Source organism: Pseudovibrio sp. Ad5, from assembly GCF_001623095.1.
Taxonomy (GTDB): Bacteria; Pseudomonadota; Alphaproteobacteria; order Rhizobiales; family Stappiaceae; genus Pseudovibrio.
Map to the genome: position 1 here is coordinate 319,000 of NZ_LMCH01000065.1, position 19,347 is coordinate 338,346.

Here is a 19,347-nt window from a genome sequence, read left to right on the forward strand (position 1 = left end):
GAAGTTAAAATGACAATCATCCAAGATAGTAAGAAGCGATGAAAAGACTGACAGGTAAAGATGTTGCACGTGCCGCAGGCGTTTCTGTCTCTGCTGTTTCCCGTGCGTTCACGGCGGAGAATCGCCTCAACAAAGCGACTCGCGATCACATTTTAAAAGTCGCTTCTGAGATGGGGTATCGCCCCAACGCACTTGCACGCTCCCTCATCAAACAAGAATCAGATCTGGTCGCTGTCGTCTTCGGAAACACCGATGGCATGTACGATAAAGATTTCTTCAATCGCCTGTCGACCGCCTTGCAAAAACGCGGAAAATGGGCCCTGCAAATACGCTCTGAGGAAGAAGAAAACATTGCCGAGACACTGGGCAAAGCACTAATGTATCCGGTTTCAGCGGCCATCGTGCGAGCCGGCACAGTTGATTTGCAAGTGATCGAAAACAGCAAGAAAATGCACGTGCCATTGATCTACACAGGGCTGGGACCAATGGTCAAAGGTGCAGACTGTGTGTGGTTAAACTACAAGCGCGGCGGTCTGCTTGGCACGCGGCACCTAATCAAACGCGGATGTAAAAAGATCGCTTACATCGGCGGTATTGAAGGCATCACAGCAGACACAGGTCGACGCGAAGGATATCTGGAAGCACTCGGCGAAGCTGGCCTTCAACCCCACGGAGTGTCACAAACCCGGTTCGATTTCGAAAGCGGCCTGCAGGCCGCATTGAGCCTCCTGCAAAGTGATAATCCGCCCGACGCCTTTTACTGTGTCTCGGATGCAGCAGCTCTGGGTGTTTTGAATGCAGCAAAATCCATACTGAACCTGCGTGTTCCGGAAGATGTTGCCGTCGTAGGATCAGACAACATGCCAATGGCTGCCTGGCCTTGCTTTGATCTGACTGCAGCAACCAATCCAATCGACGAGATTGTCCAAAACCTCATGAACACGCTGGAAGCCCGCCTTGCAGACCCGGATCAGCAGGAAATGTCCGTCGTGGTAGAACCCGAACTGGTCATCCGCGGCAGTGCGTAGCTGAGAGCAGCAAAGACGCCCACAACTGAGGCTGATGAATCTTCAGAAGCATCAGCCAGAGCCTAGCAAACCACGATGTCATGGACAGTCTTGAGCGCCCTCTTGGGGCCTGATGACACAAGATAAAATCGCAGCTAGCCCCTCAGGCACCTCGACCTCCCGCATGTACTCATCACGGCCATACCGCAAAAACTCGCTCCGAAAATCAAAGTCAGCCCAAGGCTTGTTTGTCTCTCGCAGACTGAGAGCAACAGTTTCGGCCTTCAGAAAGTCACCGATTTCAAGTAGGCTATGAAAATAGGCCAGACGTGCAGGCCAATGCTTGGATGTCAAAGGAGCACTTTCGTGATGCTTGGCAAGAGCAGCCGCAGCCACTTCCATCCTCTCCCCCTGAAAATGCAACATGCCCAACCGGCCAAGTTGTTGAGGCGTCAACACTCCTTTACCGCCAAAGAAGGAAAGCTCTGAGAGCTCTTCCTCATAAAGCCCCTCAAACTGCAACGTGGAGAGCAGCTTGTCACGGTCCTCAGGCTCAGCGCTCAACCGTGCGACCGCCTTTAAGGTTTCCACATATCCTCGAAAGTCACCTGCCAATCGGTGGTAGAGCTCAATCTTGCGCAACACCCAAAGGTCATCGGGAGAGCGTTCAATATACGCCTCGTGCATGCGGTGCATTTCCTCAACAAACCCCAATTGCTCTGCAATCTCAGCCAGCTGAAGATACTCCTCCGGACTACTGTCGTCCTCCTCAAATGAGGCCAGTAAATGCTCCCGAGCCTCATGATACTTTTGCTCTTTGATCTGAACAGCAATCTTCTCTGTTTGCCCCGGAACAAGCGCATAACCGATCCCCAGAAACAGCAGATAAAGCGACAAATACTTGAGAAAGCGGATCATGGCCGCCTCCTCATCGTCGCCATGCGTGCCGTCGAAGCCCAGTTTTTACATGTCAATGAAATGTCCAATGGGTCCATCCCGGATACAGCCAAATCCAAACGCAAAGATCCATCCGGCAATGGCTGAACATTATCACTCAAGATAAGCTCATCCTCTCTCCTCACCTTCACCCGATGAAGGCTTGAAGACAGTCCACGAAACTGAAACTCTCCAGCTCCAAACCCAAAAGCACGAAAACCAATGCGGCAAGGCTTATGCACCCAGTCGTAAACCTGCCATCGGGCATCCGTGATGCTGGCAATATGCTCATCGCCTGTGCTGTGCGATGACTTCAATACAATCTCCGGAACACGAACCGCCGGATCCAGCGAAACATACAGCGAATTCTGGTGGTGCCTTGAGCCAATAACGCCTTTGCTCTTCGCTAAATCAATCTGCCACTGCTCTGCATCATCAAACCGAAACGACTGAAGGCGCCCTCGATTCAAAACAAGCCAGCTGTGATCACTCGCCTGGTAAAGCTTCACCCCAAAAAAGCTATTTGCAATAGCAGCATACTGCGAGGCAAAGATCGGCAAATAAGCCCCTCCACGCGCCCGATCCAAATGCTTCCGAACCGCTCTCAGCGATGCATCATGTTCCGCAGAATAGGTGTGGTAATACACATTGTAGGGCCTCAGCCGGATCGGGCTCTCAGTATTATCAACGGTCTGATGTAATTGCGAAAATCCGTAGAATGGCCCCGTCCAGTCATTCGTATATGTGTTCTCGTTGCTGGAGACAGCATAGATCTGCCGCTCTTCGCCAACCTGGCGGGATAAGGGGGCCACATAACTCAACGAAGGCCAGTCACGGTCAAACCGCGTATCGCCGCCATTCATGTTGTAAACCCCAAGCTTACGAGTATGCGCAAGCGCTTCCTCAAAGGGCTGCGTGTCACCAGACCACAAGAACAACTTCGCTTTTTTACCACTCGGCGCAAAGCTTTCGGCCTGAGAAAGAGAACCTCCGATCTCTCCCACCAGCGAGAACGGTTTACGCATGTAATAGCGCGGCATAGACACATTCTGCGCCAGATAAGTCTTGAAAGAGGCCTTGCCACTCTCACCAAAGAAACGCTTGGAGAGCCAGCTCACAGGCCCCTCAGCTGCTGGCTCTTTTGCAACATTCTTCTCACGAATAAGCGCAAGCTCTTTTGCACGGTCATAATCTCGATAGAAAGCCCAGTGGAATGGGTGGGAGTGGGTATGGCTGGCCACTTCCACCTGCGGGAGAGCAAACAACTCTTTGACCAGCCCAACGCTGCGATCATCCCCTCCCTCACTCCGATCAACATCCGCTGTCACCAGACCATAAGTGACAGGTAAATCAGGGTAGGGCTCAATCAGCTCTCGAAGCATCACTTCACCGGACAATGCCTTTTGTCCCCGATACTTGGAGGAATAGGAGACATTGTTCCAACCATCCCCATCAATGTGCGAGAAGTAAATTCGCCGCCCCATCAACGTCGACGTATCCGGAATAGGAAAGCGTTCCTGCTTAAGCGCCAGTTGAAGAAATCCAATTGGATCAATCAACCACTTCTGGCGGTTGAGCACATCGTCAGTCGCAATGGCAAAGCCGGGTTGAACATAGGATCCTCCAGCCCCGATAAAAGCCAACTGCGTTCGTTCCGTCGCAACACGCACAGGCGGCTGAACAGAGGCAATCGACTGCCCCTCTGGGGATATGCGCGTAACCAGTGAGTACCCCGGCAATACTTTGTAAAAGGGTCGTTCAAAGGCAGTTAGCTCTGAATCCAGACGAAGATCTGACGAGGCGCTTGTGAGCATCACGAATCCAGCCTCAAACCGAAGTCCCAGATGCTGCAAGAACAGATTCAAGACCGCCCCATCATCTTCCAGATCGCGAATTCCGGTCTCACCAAACACAAGAAACTGCAATCCTGAACTCGCCTGCTTATCGGCCCATGCAAAGTATTGATGCGGATCAGCCAATACCCCTTGGAACCAGCTCACAACAGCAGCTGTGTTTTCCGTAGGTTTCATCGCAGACAAACCCGCATTCACGTCAACATACCGGATCGAATAACCAAGGTGGTTCAACGGCATCTCAAGAAGGTTATGTATTGCCGTTGCAGATGGCTCAGCCTCACGAAGGCTATCGTACAACCCGATAATCTCTCGCTTCACCAAGGCGGCCTGCGAATTATTGATGAAACATACAAAGCAAAACAGCGCAAAACCGTAGAAAATAAGGGCGCGAACCTGCCTAGTAATTCCAGCTAAAAACAATTGCCACTCACCTTCAATACAGAAGGAGTACAAAGAACAATCGTTACGCACTTCACGCATCCTGAAGTCACCAATAAGTAATTTAAGACTGTATACTTATTGCAAACAAATCATTTTATATCCAACCCCGAACTTAATACCCTAACTTTCCATAGAGTTGAATATAAATAAAACAGCAAGTAAATATTCCCGGCCACAAATGAAGATTTAAAACACAATCTATACTGATGATTTTGACAATAGGACTATTTATTCGCGATGTATTCGGATCAGTATTTTTCAAGTAACACTGAACATCATAAAAAGAAGAAAGCGAAACGCACACCGGAAAAGCGTTACCACGCTTTGGAGGTCGTCCTGCTGTTCCTCCCCTTCCCCGCAGTGTCCACGATGTATCCTGAAATCCCACTCTGGAGCATTTCGCCAAGCCCGTTGTGGATCCCGATCATTATTGCCAGCTCTATCCTCGGAACCCGTTCCGGAATCCTCGCCGTTCTGGCAGCGCTGGCGATCACTCTTTGGCACATCCCGCCACAAACCATGGGCGGACAGGGTTTCTTTGAGTACTTCACAAACACAGGCTTGCAACCAACACTCTGGCTCCTGACAGCGATTGTACTCGGAGAATTCAGGACATCACTGCTGCGCAAAAACCAAAAACTCCAAAGCCAGTTGGCCCATGCCTTAGGACAACGAGACACAATCTCTGATTACTGCACCACACTCACGCTTGAAGCCGAGAACCTGCAAAGCCGTATAGCTTCGATGGAAACCACAAGCCCGGTCAGTGTGTGTAGGGCAATCGACAAGCTGAGTACGCTGGATCTTCAAAACAACAGCAATCAGCTGGAAACCCTTTTTGCCAACCTGATCGGCACGACCAGATATAGCCTCTTCAAGTGCTCAAATAAGCGCCTTGGTCTCCTCCATTCCAACACCACGGCATCATCTGAGCTGAAACCTTCGCGTGAGCAGCAAGAACAAGCATGGCTGATCAACCATCTGGATACGACCGAGCTAACCTCTCTGGCTGGTGATAAAAGAGTATTCAGGTCTCGCACGCCCAGAGGGAGTCTGGTGTTTCTATTTGGAACTCCAGGTTCAAACAGCCTGCGAACGGACGGTGAAGCACTGCAAGGAGCAATCATTTTCCATCAGTTGGAAGCGCACCTGCTCGAAGAAGACTCCACAGTGCTGTTAGAAGCCATCAGCAGTGCGCTCTCAAACACCCTCCTTAGCCACAACACAGCCCCAATGCCAGATAACCTCGTCGCCTTCTATTCGGTCAACGCTCCCCAAACGAGCAACAGGTTCGACAACTCGGTGATCTAGGATGGTTCAGGATACGTTGCGCGATGCGCCAACCACCAAGCAGCCTTTCAGCCTCTCAATACTCTTGCTGCCGGTTATCATCGTAACCGCAACACTTATCGAAGCTTGGTTCTTCTCGCAGATCATCCAAAACTCCGAGGTAATCGAGCTTGCTGCTGCATTTCATTGTCTGACAGTCGTGCTCTGCCTTCTGCTTATGAGAAACATCCACAGCACAGGCTTTGCGCTTTTTGATTATGGCATCTTGCTCTTCGCACTGTTTGGCCCATTGGGAGGATTGTTAGCTTCTGTCCTGATGCAATTGGATGGCAGAAAACAAACTGCCCGGCTTGCCAAATGGCACACAACACTTGCTCTTGAAGATACGCCAACCAGACAAGCCGATGTATTCAGCAAGATCATAAGCAACCGGTCATTGGACATGACAAATGGATCGCCGAAGCCATTCCAGAAAATCTTTGCCTCAGGAAACACTCAGGAGATCAAAAGAGCTCTGTCCATCATAACGCTCAAATACAAACCCGAGTTACTGGAGTTCCTTCAGGCCGCACTCAAAAACGACAAGCCTGAGATCCGCGTTCAGGCAGCCGCTGTTTACACCAAACTCAAACAACGCTTTCAAAACGATATCTCGGAGATCATCACTCTCCCCTCAGAAGCGTCAATAGAGCAACGACGTGAGGCAATCACACGATTACAGGCCGCAGCCCTCTCTCAACTCATAGACACATCCCAGCCAGAGCAAGTGACTTCCACGCTGCGTAAGTTCCTGAAAACAGATGCACGCCCCGAAGCCGAAAAAGCCCTGACCCTCTTGCGGGCAGACCGCCTCATTCAAAAAGAAGCTCTCAAAGAGGCACAGCTTTGCCTGAAGCAATTAACCCGCGTCAAAGATCTGGAAGCCTGCGCGATGAATCAGCGCATAAAGAACAGGCTTGAACGAAGAACGGTTCAGTCTGCGCACGAGCAGGCTTTAGTCAACTGAGAGGGTAAGTGGTATGCGTTCTTCGTCAACAACAGACGTCTGCATAATCGTTGAGGGCTGCTACCCTTATGTTGCCGGAGGCGTATCCTCTTGGATCAATTGGCTTATCTCAGGCCTACCAGACCTCACCTTCTCTGTCGTCGCAGTTCTCGCCAGCTCACAAAATGGAATACCCAAATACAAGTTACCACCAAATGTGAAGCACTATCAGGAGCTTGCTCTCTTCGACATCCATGATCCCGAGCCCGTACCAGATTACGGCACCTCCAGCACACAAGGCATCTCAAGAGAACTACGCGCCTTCCTAAAAAACGGCAGCAAAGCGCGCTTGTATGATCTTGATCGTCTCGTGAACTCCACCACCCGCCCATGGTCCATAAACCAGCTGACCCACTCTGATCTCACATGGAACGTCATCTGCCAGATGTACGAGGAGATTCTGCCGGAAACCTCATTCCATCACTTCTTCTGGGCTTGGTACACATTGTTCGGCGGCCTGTTCGCAGTCCTTAAAGCTCCCATCCCGCAAGCCAGGACCTACCACACCATTTCAACGGGATACGCAGGCCTGTTCGCAGCAAGAGCGGCCCTGAGCACACAAGCACCGGCAATCATCACCGAGCACGGCATCTACACCAACGAACGCCGCATAGAGATCCTGCTCGCAGACTGGATTGAAGACAGCATCAATAAAGGTTTCTCGCTGGATGATCCTCGCCTTGACCTGCGCGATCTCTGGATCTCGGCCTTCGAAGCATTTGCCAGATGCTGCTACAACAGCTGTTCGGATATCACCACGCTTTACAAAGACAACCAGCTGATGCAGCTGTCTCAGGGAGCGTGCCAAAGCAAGATGCAAGTCATTCCCAACGGCATCAACCTCGACAATTTCAAGTCCGCACAAGCGCAGCACAACAACCACAAGCCAACCGTGGCGCTCATTGGGCGCGTGGTCGCAATCAAGGACGTCAAAAGCTTCATTCACGCCGTTGGCTTGCTGAAAAATGAGCTCCCTGATGTGAATGCACTCATCCTGGGGCCAACAGACGAAGAACCCACCTACTACGAGGAATGTCATAAGCTCACAGTGCAGCTGGGTCTGGAGGAGACAATCACATTCACAGGTCCGGTCAACATCGCTGAGTACCTGCCCTCCATTGATCTCGTCGCACTCACCAGTTTGAGCGAAGCCCAACCCCTCGTTCTTCTCGAAGCTGGAGCCGCCGGAATTCCATGTGTCGCAACAGATGTTGGCTCATGCAGAGAGGTCTTGGAAGGACGCGCAGATGATCCCCATCCACTCGGGTCTGGCGGCATCATCACAGAGCTTGTATCTCCATCCGCAACAGCACAAGCCATGGCCAGACTGCTAAGGGATGATGAACTTCGCCAGCAATACGGAGCGCAGCTGCGACAACGCATAGAACGTGACTACAACGAGCAGCAAGCCCTCAAATCCTACAAGGATTTGTATGAGCGGAACTTCGAGAGACAGCGCCCAAAAGCAAAACACCTTTTTGCATAAAACCAAAGATAACATCATGGTATCGGAGACTTTGAATGGCAGGCATCGGCTTTGAGCTGCAACGTCTAACTCACAAAGGTGATTTGTCGTCTCATGTACGGGCTGTCTTCCATGCAAGCATGGTCATCGCAGGCCCTTGGCTCATGTTCATTCTGTGTGTCCTGTTCATCTCACTTCTCACCGAACAGAAACTGGGCTTACCGCTACTCACCGGCTTCAGAACAAAACTGATTTACATCCTCGGCCTATCGCTTCTCACAAGCGCACCCGTCTTGATCATCGCTATAAGGATGGCCTCAGACGCTATTTATTTCAGAAAATTCCATCTCATTCCGCAAATCTATTTAGGCGCGCTCTATGCCTGCGCATTGGTGACTGCAATTGTCAGTGCTCCAATCCTGATAATGCTGCTGAATGTTCCGCTTCATGATGTGATAAGCATCATCGTTTCCTGCGTGATCGCCAGCTTGCTCTGGATTGCCCTCGGCTTCAGCTCAAGCCTGCAAAATTACAGAAGCGTCAGCCTATCCTTTGCAACAGGCTTACTTCTCACAGTTGCACTCATCATCTACAGCACAGCACATAGTCCCAGCGAATTTCATTTGCTTGGCGCCTTCAGCCTGGGATTCCTGTTGTGCTTTATTTGGCTTTCAACAGAAGTCCTCTTCACATTTCCCGCATCGCACTACTCTTTCACAACAACGCTGACATATGTTGCAGGCGCCATGAAGCGCTATTGGCCCCTCGCATTGGCCGCAATATTCAACATCAGCGCACTGTGGGTCGACAAAGTCATCATCTGGCAAAGTGCTGAGGGCCAGTTTCTGCCCAGTGGCCTTCGGCATGCGCCTGCCTATGACAGCTCAATATTCATAGCCCAATTACTGCTTATCCCACCTTTGGCGCTGTTTTTGATTGAGGCCGAAACCAACTTCTTTCGAAACTTTAGAGCGTACATCCAAACGATCACAGGACATGGCACCCTCGTTGAGATCCGCGAGAAATCAGAAAACCTGAAGACAGAAGCGATCTATACATTGGGGCGCATCACACTAATCCAGCTAGCACTCTGCGCGCTGCTTGTCCTGTTCTCTCCAATGGTGGTCGAATCTCTGAACTTCGAATACCGACAAGCTGCGATAATCCGAATTGCAGCAATCAGTGTACTCTTTCAATTCTTGTTTTTCGCAGCCTCTACAACACTCATTTTCATCAATAAAAACATGGAAAACATGCTGTTGCAGCTCGCGTTTTTATTGCTCAACGCCAGTTGTACCTACGCAACCTTGTTTCTTCCTCGGGAATATCTTGGCTTCGGCTACTTCGTCGCCTGCCTGACAGCAAGTTTCCTCGCGGTGGCAACATTGCAAAATGCCTTCAGAAAGCTGGACCAGCACATCTTCTTTCAGGCGCGCCTCTCCCTGAGGCCCAACACCTGGTATGAGGCTCTTCGTTAGAAGGCGACCAACGTATCCAACGGCCTACGGGTAAAGAGAGAAATCACGCCCAACTCATCCAGTTCTTTGCGCGCGCGCCTACGCTTGTCTCCATCCTCCAGGTACTCGATTACGAAGACGGATAAGCCATCTCTTTGCGCTTCAGCCAGAAAGCCCCAACTCCAGTCAATCAGTTGCGGGCTATTTCGGGCTCCATCTTGATAGGCGCCAAAAAGCAAATCTTCCTTGCTGATCCCGTCAATCTCATCGCGGTACTCTGGAAACCGCAGCAACTCTTCCCCGTTCTGCGCGACGATAATAAAGCCGGGCTCCTGTGCTTTCGCCAGTCTGGAAATTTTTCCAACGAACTTCACCATTCTGGCCTGCGCTTGATCACCCTCATCATACCGCTGGAAAACATCAACACCGTCCAGATACACACCATCATATCCAGCAGAAATGATGTGCTTGAGATAGGCCATGATGAGGCCTTGCCATTCTGGTTGCCAGAACTTGACGGTGTAATTACCGGGCCAGTTTGGATTCTCATCACCCAGCCATTCAGGAGGGGTCTCCTGCCAGGTATCTTTCCAGTAATCCCGATAATCCTCTGCTTCACCTATGCTGAGATAAGCAAGCACACGACGTCTGGAACCATCTGGCTTTTCCTTGGCCTTGGCAATTTCATAACTGGAAAACCGACCCCGTGCAGTGCCGTCTTTGGAGTAATCAATCACCACAAGATCGAGATCTGACCTATGAATTTTCTTGATCTCGATATCCTGCAGCTGAACGCCCCACCGCGACACATCATTCAACGGCGCTTGCATCTCTTCTACCTTGTCACTGGAGCAACTCAAAAGAAACAAAGCAGGAGAAAAAGCAACAACAGCGAGGACAAACCTGAGGTAAAACATCGGCGCTCCATGCAACAGGCCCCACACCATATGCCCAGACAAAACACAACGCTATGCCTATTCTTTCTTATGAAAATTTCTCAGGTCAGCTCACTAGTAAACAGCCCAGAACAGCTACAGCCACAACGTCGGATCAGATCCCGAAGAGTGGCTGCAGAAGCTTGGGAAAGAAGCCTTTGAAGTCCAGCGGTGCGTCAGTCACAGCAAGGCAGATGCAGTCTTCTTCTGTATCTGCGATTGGCTGATGATGTACATGCTCGTCTGCTTCCTGGACATCGCCAATCTTATAGCGTCCGGTTTCATCGCTAAAAGACCCCTGCAACACCAGCGTCATTTCTGATCCGTGGTGAGAATGCTCAGGCGTGACGAAACCCGGAGACAGTTTCAGCAAGCGAGCACTCTCGCCTTCGCTCGACTTGATCGGCAAGATGAACTGCCGGATCCCCGGACCAACCATCTTCCATTTGATGCCGCTGTATCCATGCCCCAGCACATCCCACAGCGCCGATGGCACGCCTTTCTCAGGCTTGGGTTCAGCCAGATAGGCACCCGCCGAAAGTGTCGGCTCGTTTTCAACCCGAGCCATCAGAAGGTCGAACATGTCGTCAGAAGGCTTTTGCTGCTCAGTAGTTTGAAGCATCGCGCCTGCAAGGGCTTCCGCTTCAGCTAAGCGAGCCTTACATCCTTGGCAAAGCTCCAGATGACAGGAGACGAGCAAGGCATGTCCTGCAGGCAAAGACCCGGTTGCATAAGCCCATACAATTTCATCGCTGAGGTGATGATTGATCATAGGTCCACCCCTTCCAAAAGTTTCCGTAAACGCCCAAGTGCCAATCTCATCCGGGATTTAACAGTCCCAAGCGGCAGTTCCAGGTACTGGGCGATTTTTGAATGACTGGCATCTTCATAAAACGCCAGTTTGATGATGGTTGATTGTTCTGCTGGCAACAGGGGAAGAACCTTCTTCACCCGTTCGCTGAGTTGTGATTGGTGATGGTCATCAAACTGCGTCTCTTCTCCAACCAGTGCATTGGCAAAAAACTGATCATCTTTGTAAAGATACCGCCGCTCTTTACGAAATCGATCAATCCGGAGGTTACGAGCAATCGTATAGATCCAGGTCGAAGCTGATGCCTTACGACTATCAAACATCTCAGCCTTTCGCCATACGATCACAAAGGTTTCCTGAACCAGTTCCTCTGACAGCTCAGAGGTGGCTCCTCCTTTGAGAAAGTAGGTCTTGAGCCGAGGTGCGAAAAACTCGAAGAGCTGACGAAATGTCTGACGAGACCGCTCCTGACCAAGAGACTGGAGCAAAGCGCTCAAATCTGCAGAGGTCAGGCTGTTCTCGCTCTCGCCATCATTATTTTGAAGCTGCATCGTAACCATCGCTCTGCAAACCGCCGGGTTGTGTCACATAGTCTTTTTACCAAACAGTTTGTCAATTGGATCACTTTTTCCTGCCTAAGGTGATCCATTTCCAATCAACGCTCCTAAAAAGAGAAACTTTGGATTGGATGTAAGCTATGAAAATTGCAGTTATTGGGAGTGGAATTTCCGGTCTTTCCGCAGCCTGGCTTCTCTCTAAAAGTCATGATGTAGATATCTACGAGAAAGATGATCGTCTCGGCGGTCACGCCAACACACAGCACGTAAAAGTCGCTGATAGAGACGTCGCTGTAGACACTGGTTTCATCGTCTATAACGAAAGAACCTATCCCAACCTGACTGCACTCTTCAATCATCTGGATATCCAGACAGACCCAACCGAAATGTCCTTCGCAGTTTCGCTCGAACAAGGCGCCCGCGAATATTCTGGCTCAGGTTTGAAAGGCCTGTTCGCTCAAAAATCTAACCTCTTCCGCCCCAGCTTCCTGCGCATGGTATCGGAAACGCTCCGCTTTTATAAGGACGCCCCTCAGGACGCCGAAGATCCAAAACTCCAGTCAGCAACACTGGGCAGTTATCTCACTCAAAACAACTATTCAGCCAACTTCATCAATGAGCATCTGCTTCCCATGGGCGCTGCCATTTGGTCTATGCCTCCACAGCAATTGCTGCAGTTTCCATTCCGCACGTTCATCGGCTTTTGCAACAATCACGGCCTTTTACAAGTACGAGACAGACCGCAATGGCGCACCGTTTCTGGCGGGTCTTGCAACTATGTTCAAAAACTGGCCTCAGAGATTTCCGGCAAAGTCATTTTGAATGCCGGCATTTCAGATATCCAGCGCAAACCCGGATCGATCACGGTTTACTCAAGAAGCGGTCACGCATCCTCCTACGATCATATCGTGTTTGCGTGTCACTCAGATCAAGCACTTGCCCTGCTCAATGCGGAAGGCAATGCCTCTCGGGCAGAACGTCAGATCCTCGGATCAATCCGGTATCAGCGAAACATCGCCATTCTACATCGCGACATTTCCCTCATGCCGAAACGCAAAACAACCTGGTCCGCATGGAACTTCATCGGCAATCAGATGGGAAACAACGCTCTGTGCGTGACGTACTGGATGAATGCCCTTCAAAGACTGAACACCTCTGAGGATGTATTTGTCACCCTCAACCCAAGCCATCAACCAGCTGAAGGCTCCGTGCTGCGCACCTTCCAATACGCCCACCCGGTTTTCGATCAAACTGCATTGTCCGCTCAAAGGCAACTTTGGCAAATTCAGGGGGAACGGCGCACTTGGTTCTGCGGCGCTTACCTGGGCTATGGCTTCCATGAGGATGGGTTGCAGTCTGGCTTGGCCGTGGCTGAGGCGCTCGGTAACGGCCAACGCCCATGGACATGCGATAATCCCAACGGACGCATTGGCCTGCCTGAAGACTGGCCCCACGGAAGTTATCAGGAGGCTGCGGAATGATCCTGACAGGACGACAGCAGGACTCCACCAATGCACCGCTCAGGATCTACCTGGGCGATGTGGTGCACTGCCGTCATGATCAGATCAAACACAAGCTCAGCTATAAAGCCGTTTCCTTTTCAATCGACATCGACCGATTGCAGGACGTGAACCAGATATCGCGCTTGCTGTCCGTCGACCGGTTCAACCTATTCAGCTTCCATCCATCAGACCACATGGAAGAAGGTCATTCATCCCTGCGCGGTTATGTAGAGGATGTGTTGAAACAAGCGCACATAACCGCCATTCCCGAACAGATACGCCTCCTCGCCTACCCTAGATTTTTAGGAAGGGCCTTCAATCCAATCAGTGTGTTCTACTGCTATTCGAAAAACAAATTGGAAGCCATTCTCTATCAGGTTCGAAACACCTTTGGCGACATGCACCATTATGCCGTTGAAATAACGCCATCTGAGCATCAAGGCATTCAACAGGCCTACCGACACTCCTGCCCAAAGAACTTCCATGTTTCACCGTTCCTGGAAGTCTCCGGCCATTATCATTTTGTTGCACGCCCACCAACAGACCATGTTTCACTCATCATTCGGCTGACACAGGGCAGCGCTCCTGTATTGACGGCCAGTTTTCAGGGAAAACAAAAGGCGGCGACAACAACGCGCCTCCTCAAGATCGGCCTTCGGTACTTCCAGAATTCGGCAAAAATCCTGGGGCTCATTCATTTCGAAGCCCTCAAACTCTGGATCAAAGGCGCCCGCTTTTACAAGCGACCAGCACCGCCAGCATCCATCGTAACGAGTATGCACAAGCAAACTCCAGCACTCAAAAAGACCAAAATAAACTCAGGGAGACACCCATGACACTCAGAGATCACTCCTCCCTCAGTCCGTTGACCGGCACAAAAATGACAGAGCTTAACCTCTCTTCAAAACTTTGGAAGACATTGCTGGACCGTATGCTCCGCCGTCTCTCCGAAGGTCATTTATGGGTCATTCTTCCCAATGATCAAATGCTTTCCTATGGCAACCCGTCTGGGAAAGGTCCGGTCGTAACCGTCAAGATTTTAAGCACTCGCCTTTTATGGCGTCTTCTTTCCGGTAACTCTCTCGCATTGGCCGAAGGGTATCTGGAAGAAGACTGGCAATGCAGTGACCTGAGGTCTCTGTTCGATTTGCTGGTGGCCAACAAACACATCATGCAATCTGTCACCAAGCGCGGCATCCTCTCACGCGCTTTCGCCCGCCTGCGCCATTTGGCAAATGCAAACACATTGAACGGCAGCAAGCGCAACATCGCGTTCCACTACGATCTTGGAAATGACTTTTACAGCCACTGGCTCGATGAGACGATGACCTACTCATCTGCTTACAAACTAAAACAGCACGAAACACTCGAAGACGCCCAGCGTAGAAAGTACGATCGTGTCTTGCAGATGACCGATACACAACCAGACCAGCAAATTCTGGAGATTGGCTGCGGTTGGGGTGGCTTTGCTGAACATGCCTGCACTGCCGGACGTGATGTGCACGGCATCACACTCTCGCAGGAACAGCTCAGATTTGCCCAATCCCGCCTTCAATCCCAAGAAACTGACGGAAGTGCATCCTTCGAACTGCGCGACTATCGCGAAACGCAAGGCCAGTACGACGCCATAGTCTCCATCGAGATGATCGAAGCGGTGGGTGAAGAGAACTGGGCCGGTTATTTTGAAAAGCTCAAGTCTCGCCTGAAACCCGGTGGCACTGCTGTCATTCAGGCAATTCTCATCTCTGACGAAAAGTTCCACAGTTACCGCAAGAACGTTGATTTCATTCAGCGCTACATCTTCCCGGGAGGTTTGCTCCCCTCAGCTAAGGAACTTGCAAGGCAGATTGAGCAACAAAAACTGCAACTCGTGACACGTGAGTTCTTTGGTGCAGACTACGAGCGGACACTCATACGTTGGAGAAAGTCGTTCTTCCAGAGCTGGCCAGAAATCGCCAAGCTGGGCTACGACAACCGCTTCAAGCGGATGTGGCATTACTATCTGGCATATTGTGAGGCTGGCTTTGCTGAGGGAACCATCAATGTTGGCCTGTTTCAGATCAAAAAACCAATTTGACGAAGTTGAAGTTGGGCCAGACAGGCCCAACCAATCCTTTAGATCGCAGCACGCGAAGCAATCCACCTGATCATCGCACCAATAACCGGCAGCTTGCGATAGAAATGGCGTGAAGCATCCCAGTAATCATAGTGCGCACAAACTTTGGCATCCTTGTCAAAGTGCACCTCTGTCACCCCCCGCACGCCCCAGTTGCCAAGCAGTTTTTGCTTGCAGGTAAAGTCCCAACGCATGAAACACAGGTCATCAGACCACGCCAGATCGAGTATCTTGAACCGTGGCTCCTGAACATCCTCATACATCTTATGAAAGACCTTTTCAAAGTTGGCACGCCCTTTCACATCATTAAACGGATCAATGAAGTGCACATCATCACTGATGAGTTCATGAACGTCTTCGATACGTTCTGGCGTCACTTCTTCAAAGAAAAGCGCATACTGCCTTGCAGCAGCCTCCAGATCAGCTCTCTCAGTCATCGTTTACTCATCCTTCTCGTAACCGGAAAGTAGAGAGAGTATGGCAACAAGCGCAGGATCTTCATGATAGCGGCAAGGCGAAATGGAAAGTAAATCTCAAACTTGCGCTTCTCAAGCCCCCTATAGATATCCTTGGCAGCCTGCTCTGGTTCCAAAAGAAACGGCATCTCAAAGGTGTTCTTGTCAGTCATAGGGGTCTTTACGAAGCCCGGATTCACAAGCGACAGGTCAATCCCAGCCTTGTCAAAGTCAGGTTTCAAACTTTCACAAAGGTTGATCAGCGCCGCTTTGGTTGGCCCATAACAAGCAGCGTTGGGAAGACCGCAATACCCGCTTAATGAACTGACGATCGCGATATGCCCTGCACCTTGCTGTTTCAGCAACGGAAAGAGCCCCGCAATCACACGCACAGCACCAAAGTAATTCGTATCCATGGAAGCCACAGAGTGCTCTTCACTCAGCACATCTATGCCACCCGGAAAGTACACGCCTGAGCAATACACCGTTAGGTCAGGCAGTTTGCTGGTCTGCTCAAAACGCTCCAAGACCTCAGAGACTTGCACTGCATCGGTCACATCAAGCGGCATCACGTCAACATTGCTGGCATCCTGAGCAACAGCCTGAAGCTTCTGCTCATTTCGCGCACTGACAACAACCTGCCATCCAGAACGCGCATACAACTGGGCAAGGCTTGCTCCAATGCCGGAACTCGCTCCAATAATCCAAACAAGCTTCTCATGTTCTGCCATAACGCCCTCTCTGTTTGCTCTTACGCAGCGAGGTAACTTTCAGATCACGCTTGCGTCCCATCCAACAGCCCAAGAAAACGGCGGCTATCACTTCTGATCTCGCTCTTCTTGCTGTCACTCATCTTGTCCCAGCTGCGGTAGATCATCGAGACTCTGGGATTGCCTCGGAGCTTCTCTTCATTCTGATCCAGAAAATTCCAATAAAGGTAGTTGAAGGGACAGGCTTTCTCACCCGTCTTCGTTGCGTGAGAATAAGAGCAATGCTCGCAGTAGTTCGACATTCTGTTGATGTAAGCACCACTGGCTGCATATGGCTTTGACGCGAACAGCCCACCATCCGCAAACAAGATCATTCCATTCACATTGGGCAACTCCACCCACTCATAAGCATCTGCATAAACTGCGAGATACCACTCACTCATTTGTTTGGGAGCAAGCCCGGCAAGCAACGAGAAATTCCCGATTACCATCAACCGCTGAATGTGATGCGCGTAGGCATTCGTTTTTGTCTCAACAATACACTGGTGAAGACAATTCATCTGCGTCTCTCCAGTCCAGTAGAACTCAGGTAGATTTCGAGAGGTCTCAAAATAATTTAGTCCTGCGTAGTCAGGCATGGAAAGCCAATAGATCCCACGAATAAACTCTCGCCACCCCACAATCTGGCGGATGAAACCCTCGACAGAGTTCAACGGTGCAGTCCCGTCAAAATACGCCCGCTCCGCCGCACGAACACATTCGAGAGGAAGCAATAATCCGCAATTGAGGTAGAAGCTGATGTGACTATGAAACATCCAGGGTTCGCCCTGAACCATAGCATCCTGATAATCACCAAACTTGCCGAGACGCTCAGCAACAAACTGATCCAGCGCCTTAAGCGCATCCTCACGCGTCACAGCAAGAGAAAACGGCTGCAAGTCACCAAAGTGCTCGGGAAACTGCTCCGCAACAAGCGCCAGAACTTCCTCCGTGATTTTGTCTGGCTCTACAGAAAAAGGAGCTGGAACATCCAACTCCTTTGGTGCGCTCTTGCGGTTGTCATGATCATAATTCCACTGTCCGCCCAGAGGTTTGTCACCCTCCATCAAGATGGCATGATCACGTCGCATCTCTCGATAAAAGTACTCCAGCCGTAAGCTCTTTCGCCCGGACGCCCACTTTTGAAAACCTTCAGCAGAGCAGAGAAAGCGGTCATCGTCACGCAGCTCTACCGGCACACCCAACCGCTCCTGCCAGCTCTCCATCTCATCCAGCAGGCGATATTCACCGGGCTTTGTCACAATGACTTCAGAAACAGTGTCGTTCTTGATTAATCGAAGGACTTCCCCAAACAAGCGACCAGTATTTTCAGCGCAATCATAATTTACATAAACAACCCGATGCCCCCGAGACCTCAACTCCTCGGCAAAGTGACGCATTGCCGAAAACAGAAACGCAATCTTCTTCTTGTGATGACGAACATAAGTCGCTTCCTCACGCACCTCGGCCATCACAATGACATCTTCACCCGGCTTGGCATCGCGCAGGCTGGAAAGAGACGAACTCAGCTGATCCCCAAGCACCAGGCGCAAACGCATCTGCAGTTCTCCCCTCAAGGCAGCCCATCAAACTCCCCAAAAGGTAGAGCGCAAGCAACAACGAAGCTATACCCAACAATTAAGCCAAGCCTCCACCTGAGGCCCCTTGTCTCCACTCACAAGCTCAGTCAAGCATTCAGGATAAGATCACTCATTTCACTCAGCACGAAGCATTGGTGCCATAGCTCGACCATGTCCATACTGCAGCAAATGCGTCGCTCAATGTGACTAGACAGTAAGACGCGCGAGTGGATGAAAGAGAGCGTGTTTTTCACATTTCAACGCAGCTTTTACAAAAGCGCTCACCGCTTCTGACCGATGAACGCAAACTGTCGCAAACACATATCTCATCGACATCGCAAAGTTGGTAGGAGAAGCTCAAACCATCACAGCAATGACGCTCAAGTCCGCTCTTTGTTGCTCTCAAAACGACCATTTTTTACGTTAATCCAGACGAGTGATTTGCTGTCTAACACCTCAAAATCAGCGCAATTCAGCAGTTTTCCACGTTTTGTACAAAAAAATCGACGCTTATGATGGTAAAAGTTCATCAAGCGTATAAGTGCCGTTTTTTTAGGCAGAACACCTTAGGAAGACGAGTTAAACCCGAAAATTGCAACTGCAAAGCGCGATAGCAATACTCAACGAGAGCATTCCTGAAGGTTGCCCAAAAATAACTCATAAATCGTTGTATTTATTGATTTTTATATGATCCCAGAGTTTCTCGTAAAGTCCAAATAGCGATCTTATAGGTTAAGGTTACGTGATAAAATACGCTCTCTCAATCAGATGAAATTGCCTGACTAACTCGCTAATCAAGCAACAAACGAATTTTGGTTAGTTTTCGCGATGTATGAATTACTAATATTTTAAATATTATACTTTGATTTAAGTAACAATTTGAGAGATCTAAAACTGATGATTATTTTTGCTTGTATAGGTGCGATCCATTTCCACTTATAACTGAATTGTTTACTACAAGCCTCAGCTTAGTTTCATATTACCTATTGGGAACCCCCACTCCAACTCTTAAGTAATCATATCTATAAGCTTTGAGAGTCCAACAGTTAATATTCATGGTTAACAATAAAGCTAAAATTTTAGTCACAATGACGCTGGGTAACTACTTCACTCATGCAGTGCAATAACTTTTTTGCTCGACATAC

Annotated in this window: 16 protein-coding genes; 8 read left to right on the forward strand and 8 right to left on the reverse strand. The window is 50.1% G+C overall.

The window, feature by feature from the left end; translation table 11 throughout:
• The first annotated feature begins 38 nt into the window (after positions 1-38).
• The gene (locus tag PsAD5_RS24605) at positions 39-1,028 is read left to right on the forward strand and encodes a LacI family DNA-binding transcriptional regulator (protein ID WP_063294024.1); all 990 of its coding nucleotides are present in this window, start codon (positions 39-41) and stop codon (positions 1,026-1,028) included.
• Between the two features lie 78 nt (positions 1,029-1,106).
• On the opposite strand, the gene PsAD5_RS24610 is transcribed toward PsAD5_RS24605, so the two are convergent.
• Entirely contained in the window at positions 1,107-1,925 is an 819-nt protein-coding gene (locus PsAD5_RS24610) for a tetratricopeptide repeat protein (protein WP_063294025.1), read from the reverse strand.
• The gene (locus PsAD5_RS24615; protein WP_208988805.1) at positions 1,922-4,279 is read right to left on the reverse strand and encodes a polysaccharide deacetylase family protein; all 2,358 of its coding nucleotides are present in this window, start codon (positions 4,277-4,279) and stop codon (positions 1,922-1,924) included. Before PsAD5_RS24615 ends, PsAD5_RS24610 begins: the two co-directional genes overlap by 4 nt.
• 198 nt (positions 4,280-4,477) lie before the next feature.
• On the opposite strand from PsAD5_RS24615, the gene PsAD5_RS24620 reads away from it, so the two are divergent.
• From PsAD5_RS24620 to pelG, 4 genes are read left to right on the forward strand one after another with little or no spacing between them, the layout of a single operon-like run.
• Complete coding sequence (locus PsAD5_RS24620; RefSeq protein WP_063294026.1) at positions 4,478-5,551, forward strand: hypothetical protein; 1,074 nt, start codon at positions 4,478-4,480, stop codon at positions 5,549-5,551.
• A gap of 1 nt (position 5,552) precedes the next feature.
• The gene (locus PsAD5_RS24625; RefSeq protein ID WP_063294027.1) at positions 5,553-6,536 is read left to right on the forward strand and encodes a hypothetical protein; all 984 of its coding nucleotides are present in this window, start codon (positions 5,553-5,555) and stop codon (positions 6,534-6,536) included.
• A 13-nt stretch (positions 6,537-6,549) separates the two neighbouring features.
• Positions 6,550-8,061, forward strand: a complete 1,512-nt coding sequence (gene pelF / locus PsAD5_RS24630; RefSeq protein WP_063294028.1) for a GT4 family glycosyltransferase PelF — start codon at positions 6,550-6,552, stop codon at positions 8,059-8,061.
• 35 nt (positions 8,062-8,096) lie between these two features.
• A complete protein-coding gene (gene pelG / locus PsAD5_RS24635) occupies positions 8,097-9,518 on the forward strand; it encodes an exopolysaccharide Pel transporter PelG (protein WP_063294029.1) in 1,422 nt (473 codons plus the stop codon).
• Here pelG and PsAD5_RS24640 read toward each other — a convergent pair.
• The 3 genes from PsAD5_RS24640 to PsAD5_RS24650 all read right to left on the reverse strand — a co-directional run bounded on the left by PsAD5_RS24640 (position 9,515) and on the right by PsAD5_RS24650 (position 11,794).
• Positions 9,515-10,414: an MJ1477/TM1410 family putative glycoside hydrolase gene (locus PsAD5_RS24640; RefSeq protein WP_208988806.1), complete on the reverse strand. Its 900-nt coding sequence runs from the start codon at positions 10,412-10,414 to the stop codon at positions 9,515-9,517. The two genes, pelG and PsAD5_RS24640, sit on opposite strands and share 4 nt — an antisense overlap.
• A gap of 133 nt (positions 10,415-10,547) precedes the next feature.
• Positions 10,548-11,204: a ChrR family anti-sigma-E factor gene (locus PsAD5_RS24645; protein ID WP_063294031.1), complete on the reverse strand. Its 657-nt coding sequence runs from the start codon at positions 11,202-11,204 to the stop codon at positions 10,548-10,550.
• Positions 11,201-11,794 carry a sigma-70 family RNA polymerase sigma factor gene (locus tag PsAD5_RS24650; RefSeq protein ID WP_063294032.1) on the reverse strand — a complete coding sequence of 198 codons (594 nt, stop codon included), beginning with the start codon at positions 11,792-11,794 and terminating at the stop codon, positions 11,201-11,203. Before PsAD5_RS24650 ends, PsAD5_RS24645 begins: the two co-directional genes overlap by 4 nt.
• A 146-nt stretch (positions 11,795-11,940) precedes the next feature.
• Between PsAD5_RS24650 and PsAD5_RS24655 the strand changes: the two genes are divergently transcribed.
• The 3 genes from PsAD5_RS24655 to PsAD5_RS24665 are packed head-to-tail and all read left to right on the forward strand — an operon-like array spanning position 11,941 to position 15,379.
• Entirely contained in the window at positions 11,941-13,281 is a 1,341-nt protein-coding gene (locus PsAD5_RS24655; RefSeq protein ID WP_063294033.1) for an NAD(P)/FAD-dependent oxidoreductase, read from the forward strand.
• Positions 13,278-14,138, forward strand: a complete 861-nt coding sequence (locus tag PsAD5_RS24660; RefSeq protein WP_063294034.1) for a DUF1365 domain-containing protein — start codon at positions 13,278-13,280, stop codon at positions 14,136-14,138. Before PsAD5_RS24655 ends, PsAD5_RS24660 begins: the two co-directional genes overlap by 4 nt.
• Positions 14,135-15,379, forward strand: coding sequence for an SAM-dependent methyltransferase (locus tag PsAD5_RS24665; protein ID WP_063294035.1), 1,245 nt, complete (start codon positions 14,135-14,137; stop codon positions 15,377-15,379). Before PsAD5_RS24660 ends, PsAD5_RS24665 begins: the two co-directional genes overlap by 4 nt.
• Positions 15,380-15,417: 38 nt before the next feature.
• On the opposite strand, the gene PsAD5_RS24670 is transcribed toward PsAD5_RS24665, so the two are convergent.
• Genes PsAD5_RS24670 through PsAD5_RS24680 form a run of 3 tightly spaced genes read right to left on the reverse strand, consistent with a single transcriptional unit; the run spans position 15,418 to position 18,181 of the window.
• A complete protein-coding gene (locus PsAD5_RS24670) occupies positions 15,418-15,855 on the reverse strand; it encodes a nuclear transport factor 2 family protein (RefSeq protein ID WP_063294036.1) in 438 nt (145 codons plus the stop codon).
• Positions 15,852-16,604, reverse strand: a complete 753-nt coding sequence (locus PsAD5_RS24675; RefSeq protein ID WP_063294037.1) for an SDR family NAD(P)-dependent oxidoreductase — start codon at positions 16,602-16,604, stop codon at positions 15,852-15,854. The genes PsAD5_RS24670 and PsAD5_RS24675 overlap by 4 nt, the downstream gene beginning before the upstream one ends.
• Positions 16,605-16,648: 44 nt before the next feature.
• Complete coding sequence (locus tag PsAD5_RS24680) at positions 16,649-18,181, reverse strand: cryptochrome/photolyase family protein (protein WP_063294038.1); 1,533 nt, start codon at positions 18,179-18,181, stop codon at positions 16,649-16,651.
• Positions 18,182-19,347 lie beyond the last annotated feature (1,166 nt).